Genomic DNA, 576 nt, shown 5'->3' with positions numbered 1-576 from the left:
CCTGGCCGGCCTGATCGGCGCCGGACGCTCCGAACTCGCCCTCGCGCTGGCCGGCGACCTGCCGATCCACAGCGGCACCGTCACCCTGGACGGGGTCAAGCTGCGCTCCGGACGGCCGGGCGAGGTCATCCGCGCCGGCCTCGGCCTGGCCCCCGAGGAGCGCAAGGCGCAGGCCCTGCTGCTGCACCGCACCATCCGCGACAACACCTCGCTGGTGGTCCTGGAGCGGCTGCGCCGGCTGCGGTTCGTGCGCCGCGGCGCCGAGCGGCAGCTCGCGCAGGAGTACACCGACCGGCTGCGGGTGCGCACCCCCTCGATCGAGCACGAGGTCCGCAAGCTCTCCGGCGGCAACCAGCAGAAGGTGGTGCTGGCGCGCTGGCTGGCCCGCAAGCCCAAACTGCTGATCCTGGACGAGCCGACCCGGGGCATCGACATCGGCGCCAAGGCGGAGATCTACCAGATCATCGCCGACCTGGCCAAGGAGGGCGTCGCCCTGCTGGTGATCTCCTCCGAACTGCCCGAGGTCCTCGGCCTGGCCGACCGCGTCGTCGTGATGCAGAACGGCCGGATCACCGG

1 protein-coding gene is annotated in these 576 nt (G+C 72.7%); it reads left to right on the top strand.

Going from position 1 to position 576, the window contains the following annotated elements; genetic code table 11:
* Window positions 1–576 (top strand): ATP-binding cassette domain-containing protein (locus IE329_RS40105; RefSeq protein ID WP_190216000.1); only part of this gene is annotated, 576 nt, incomplete at both ends.

Source organism: Kitasatospora indigofera (genome assembly GCF_014655955.1).
GTDB lineage: Bacteria > Actinomycetota > Actinomycetes > Streptomycetales > Streptomycetaceae > Kitasatospora > Kitasatospora indigofera.
This window is presented reverse-complemented; position numbering and strand designations above follow the sequence as displayed.